Annotated in this window: 5 protein-coding genes and 1 pseudogene; 2 read left to right on the top strand and 4 right to left on the bottom strand. The window is 64.0% G+C overall.

Going from position 1 to position 3806, the window contains the following annotated elements; all coding sequences use genetic code 11:
- Both RUW20_RS06790 and RUW20_RS06795 read right to left on the bottom strand, forming a co-directional pair.
- A pseudogene (locus RUW20_RS06790) lies at positions 1-246 on the bottom strand (hypothetical protein); the annotation flags it as partial.
- A 17-nt stretch (positions 247-263) separates the two neighbouring features.
- The gene (locus RUW20_RS06795) at positions 264-1715 is read right to left on the bottom strand and encodes an NAD-dependent succinate-semialdehyde dehydrogenase (protein WP_313951440.1); all 1452 of its coding nucleotides are present in this window, start codon (positions 1713-1715) and stop codon (positions 264-266) included.
- Between the two features lie 44 nt (positions 1716-1759).
- Between RUW20_RS06795 and RUW20_RS06800 the strand changes: the two genes are divergently transcribed.
- Positions 1760-2224, top strand: a complete 465-nt coding sequence (locus RUW20_RS06800) for a C40 family peptidase (protein ID WP_313951441.1) — start codon at positions 1760-1762, stop codon at positions 2222-2224.
- 15 nt (positions 2225-2239) lie between these two features.
- On the opposite strand, the gene RUW20_RS06805 is transcribed toward RUW20_RS06800, so the two are convergent.
- Positions 2240-2695 carry a hypothetical protein gene (locus tag RUW20_RS06805; RefSeq protein ID WP_313951442.1) on the bottom strand — a complete coding sequence of 152 codons (456 nt, stop codon included), beginning with the start codon at positions 2693-2695 and terminating at the stop codon, positions 2240-2242.
- A gap of 260 nt (positions 2696-2955) precedes the next feature.
- On the opposite strand from RUW20_RS06805, the gene RUW20_RS06810 reads away from it, so the two are divergent.
- A complete protein-coding gene (locus RUW20_RS06810) occupies positions 2956-3459 on the top strand; it encodes a cyclic nucleotide-binding domain-containing protein (RefSeq protein ID WP_313951443.1) in 504 nt (167 codons plus the stop codon).
- On the opposite strand, the gene RUW20_RS06815 is transcribed toward RUW20_RS06810, so the two are convergent.
- The coding region (locus RUW20_RS06815; protein ID WP_313951446.1) for a CZB domain-containing protein at positions 3449-3806 on the bottom strand (358 nt) is incomplete at its 5' end. The genes RUW20_RS06810 and RUW20_RS06815 overlap by 11 nt on opposite strands.

Consider the following 3806-nt stretch of genomic DNA (forward strand, 5'->3'; position numbering starts at 1 on the left):
AGGCATCGCCACCAGCCGCTTTCTTGCCTCGCGGCAGAGCTGGAAGTACTCGCGCAGGCCATCGAAGACCAGGGCCCGTTGCGCTGCGCTCAGCTCCGGCCGACGCGCGGCCAGACGCCGGTCGAGAACTTTCCCGTAGGGATAACCGTCGATAAACTGCTCGCGCCGGTGCCGGATCAGCGAACGCCACCAGGCGACCGTCGCGATGACCAGCCCGAGCAAGGCCAGCGCGAGCAGCAGCTTCATCTACGCGCCGGGATGCATCACACGGTACTGAAGCACAGGTACTTGATCTCGAGGTACTCGTCGAGCCCGTGCTTCGAGCCTTCGCGGCCCAGACCGGACTGCTTGACGCCGCCGAAAGGCGCCACCTCGTTCGAGATGACGCCGGTGTTCACGCCGACCATGCCGTATTCAAGCGCTTCGCCAACCCGCAGGCAGCGGCCGACGTCGCGCGAGTAGAAGTAGGCGGCGAGACCGAACTCGGTGTCGTTGGCCATGCGGATCGCTTCCGCCTCGTCGGAAAACCTGAAAACCGGCGCCACCGGCCCGAAGGTTTCCTCACGCGCGACGCGCATCTGCGCTGTCACGTCGGCCAGCACGGTCGGCTCGAAGAAGGTGCCGCCAAGCGCGTGGCGACTGCCGCCGGAAACCACCCGCGCGCCCTTGTTGAGGGCGTCGGCGATATGCTCCTCGACCTTGGCCAGCGCCGCAGCATCGATCAGCGGCCCCTGCGTCACGCCTTCGTCGCTGCCTGGTCCGACCCGGAGCGACTGCACACGCCGGGCCAGCCGGGCGACGAAACTGTCGTAGACACCGTCCTGAACCAGCAACCGGTTGGCGCAGACGCAGGTCTGGCCAGTGTTGCGGTACTTGGCAATCAGCGCCCCTTCGACCGCCGCGTCGATATCGGCGTCGTCGAAGACGATGAACGGCGCGTTGCCGCCGAGCTCGAGCGACAGCTTCTTGATCGTCGGTGCGCTCTGGGCCATCAGCAGCCGGCCGATCTCGGTCGAGCCGGTGAAGGACAACTTGCGCACCACCGGGCTGGCGGTCAAGGCGGCACCGATGTCCACCGGGTCTCCGGTCAGCACGTTGAACACGCCCTCCGGCAGATCGGCGTCATGGGCGAGTCGGGCCAACGCCAAGGCCGTCAGGGGTGTCTGTTCAGCTGGCTTGACCACCACCGTGCAGCCCGCGGCGAGCGCCGGCGCCACCTTGCGGGTGATCATCGCCAATGGGAAGTTCCAGGGCGTGATCGCCGCGCAGACGCCAATCGGCTGGCGGATGGTCAACAGCCGCCGGTCGGCCAGCGGCGCGGGGATGGTTTCACCGTAGGCACGCTTGCCCTCCTCGGCAAACCACTCGACAAAGGACGCCCCGTAAGCCACTTCACCGCGCGCTTCGGCGATCGGCTTGCCGCATTCGGCGGTCATCAACTGCGCCAGATCCTCGGCGTTTTCGATAATCAGTTGATACCACCGACGCAACACCGCCGCCCGCTCTTTGGCGGTCTTCGCCCGCCACGCCGGCAGCGCCGCATCGGCAGCCGCGATCGCCCGCCCGGTCTCGACGGCGGTCATCAGCGGCACCTCGCCGAGTGTTTCGCCGCTGGCCGGATCGCTAACGACCAGCGTACGGCCGTCGTCGGCCGCTTCCCAGCGCCCGTCTATGTAGCAATTGGAGCGCAGCAGGCGCGGATCACTGAGGTGCATGAGAATCTCCGAATTTTTGAAAACCGCAGTTTATACTGTGCGCCATGCGTGTACTACAGTTCCTCGTCGCCTGCACCATGTCACTGCTCCTGGTCGCCTGCAGCAGCACGCCGGAACGGCTGGCGAGCAGCGAAAAAGGCAAGGACGTGGTGATCTTCGCGCTCGGGCTGGTCGATACCGATTACCGCTTCGGGGGCAAGAACCCCGAAGCCGGCTTCGATTGCAGCGGCATGGTTGCCTACATCTACGGTCGTGCGGCCGGCATCAAGGTCGGCGGCAGTGCGGCGGATATCGCGCGTCGTGGCCGGCCGGTGGGGCGCGACGAACTGCGCCCCGGCGACCTGGTCTTCTTCAACACCCGCAACGCCTCTTTTTCGCACGTCGGTATCTACATCGGCGATGATCGTTTCGTGCACGCCCCGTCGACCCGCGGCCAGGTACGCATCGATCAACTGGCCGCCAACTACTACGCGCAGCGCTTCGAAACGGCGCGCGCGTACTTCGAATAGCGCCGGCCCGACCGACTAGTCGTTGCGCAATTCGACGCGGCCCTCGACCACCCGCACCCGATCACCCTTATGCACCGCAGGCTCGTCGTTCTGTTCGAAGAAGGCGAAACTGCCGTCTTCGTAGCGTACCGTGATGACGTAGATCAGCACCGGCGCCGCCGCCTTGCGGGAATCCTTGACCGTGCTGCCGGTGCCGATCAGCGGCGTGGTGACCATATGGCCGTCGACCGAACCGACATCGCGGCGCGCGGCGTTTGCCGGATCGCGTCGCCCCGACCCCTGGCGACTTTCGCTGCGCACCCGGAAGACCACACCGCAGCGCTCACAGGGTCCGCTGCGCTGCTCCTCCTGTAACTCGCGATAAATGTCGTCGCCACTCGGCGACTTCAGGTCCAGCGTGCTTTGCGCCAGCGTCAAGTGCGGCAAGGCCAGGGTCAACCACAGGACGGCGACAATGATTTTGTGCTGCATGAGCGGCAACTCCTTCTTTCGGCAGACGGTTTCGACGACCTCCATGCCACGCGGCGACGCCGAAAGCCAACGGGCAATGTTAGCACTGCTCGGCCAGCCGCCAATATCCCCAAAGCACGCGGGTCAGCGTGACTTTGTCCTCACCGGCAATGCCCAGGGAATCTGACCATTGCGCCTTTTCTTCGAACCCTCCACAGGGCAGAATAAGCGACGAGCGATGGTCTGGAATTCGTCATCGATATCGACGATGGGGGTGCGCCATGACGACAAGCCGATTTCTGCAGGAACAACCACTATTCGGCGGCGTGGACGACCAAGCCATCGCCGCAATAATCCCCTTGCTTGGCGAGCTGGCTTTTGCTGCCGGGGAAGCTATCGTCAAAGAGGGCGAAGATGGCGATTCGCTGTTCCTGATCTGCAGCGGCTCGGTTGAAGTGTTGAAGGCGACGGCCGCCGAAGATGGCCTGTTCGCGAAGCGCATCGCCGTCCTGACGGTCGGCGATGTCTTCGGCGAGATGGAGTTGATCGACATGCAGCGCCGGTCGGCAACGGTGCGCGCGCTCGAGCCGGTTTCGGCACTGGCACTGTCCAACGGCGACCTGTTCCGCATCTACGAGTCTGATCTGCCGACTTTTACCCTGATCGTCCTGAACCTGGCCAGGGAACTGAGCCGTCGACTGCGCAGTATCGACGATCTGGCGGTGCACTACATGGCCATTGACGGTCAAACGGCACCGTCAATGATCCCGGAAATTACTGCGTAGCCTTTAGCTTCTCCTGCCACGCGCGCATGGCGATGGCAAGCCTGCCGGACATCGTGATGTACTCACCGTACAACAAGCCATAGGCGTCGCAGGCCCTGCCAGACGCCGCCAGTTCGACCACCTGCGCTGCCACTTGATGAAACTCGGCGTGCAAACGCTCGACCTCCTGGTAAACCGTGCTTGCCCGGTCTTCAAGCGACAAGCGGGAACCGTGCAGCCATTTGCCGAAGTCGCATTGATCTTCCGCCCGAATTTTCTCCACCTCAAGCGCGTCAGGCGCTTCAACAATGGCTTGCCTGAGACGCGACATCCACAGAGCATGATTGGCGATCGCCTGTTCAATATCC

It is taken from the genome of Accumulibacter sp. (genome assembly GCF_032229525.1).
GTDB lineage: Bacteria > Pseudomonadota > Gammaproteobacteria > Burkholderiales > Rhodocyclaceae > Accumulibacter.

Coding starts and splice junctions, on each gene's coding strand:
- RUW20_RS06805 (WP_313951442.1), bottom strand. CDS start 2,695: ATGCAGCACAAAATCATTGTCGCCGTCCTGTGGTTGACCCTGGCCTTG.
- RUW20_RS06795 (WP_313951440.1), bottom strand. CDS start 1,715: ATGCACCTCAGTGATCCGCGCCTGCTGCGCTCCAATTGCTACATAGAC.
- RUW20_RS06810 (WP_313951443.1), top strand. CDS start 2,956: ATGACGACAAGCCGATTTCTGCAGGAACAACCACTATTCGGCGGCGTG.
- RUW20_RS06800 (WP_313951441.1), top strand. CDS start 1,760: ATGCGTGTACTACAGTTCCTCGTCGCCTGCACCATGTCACTGCTCCTG.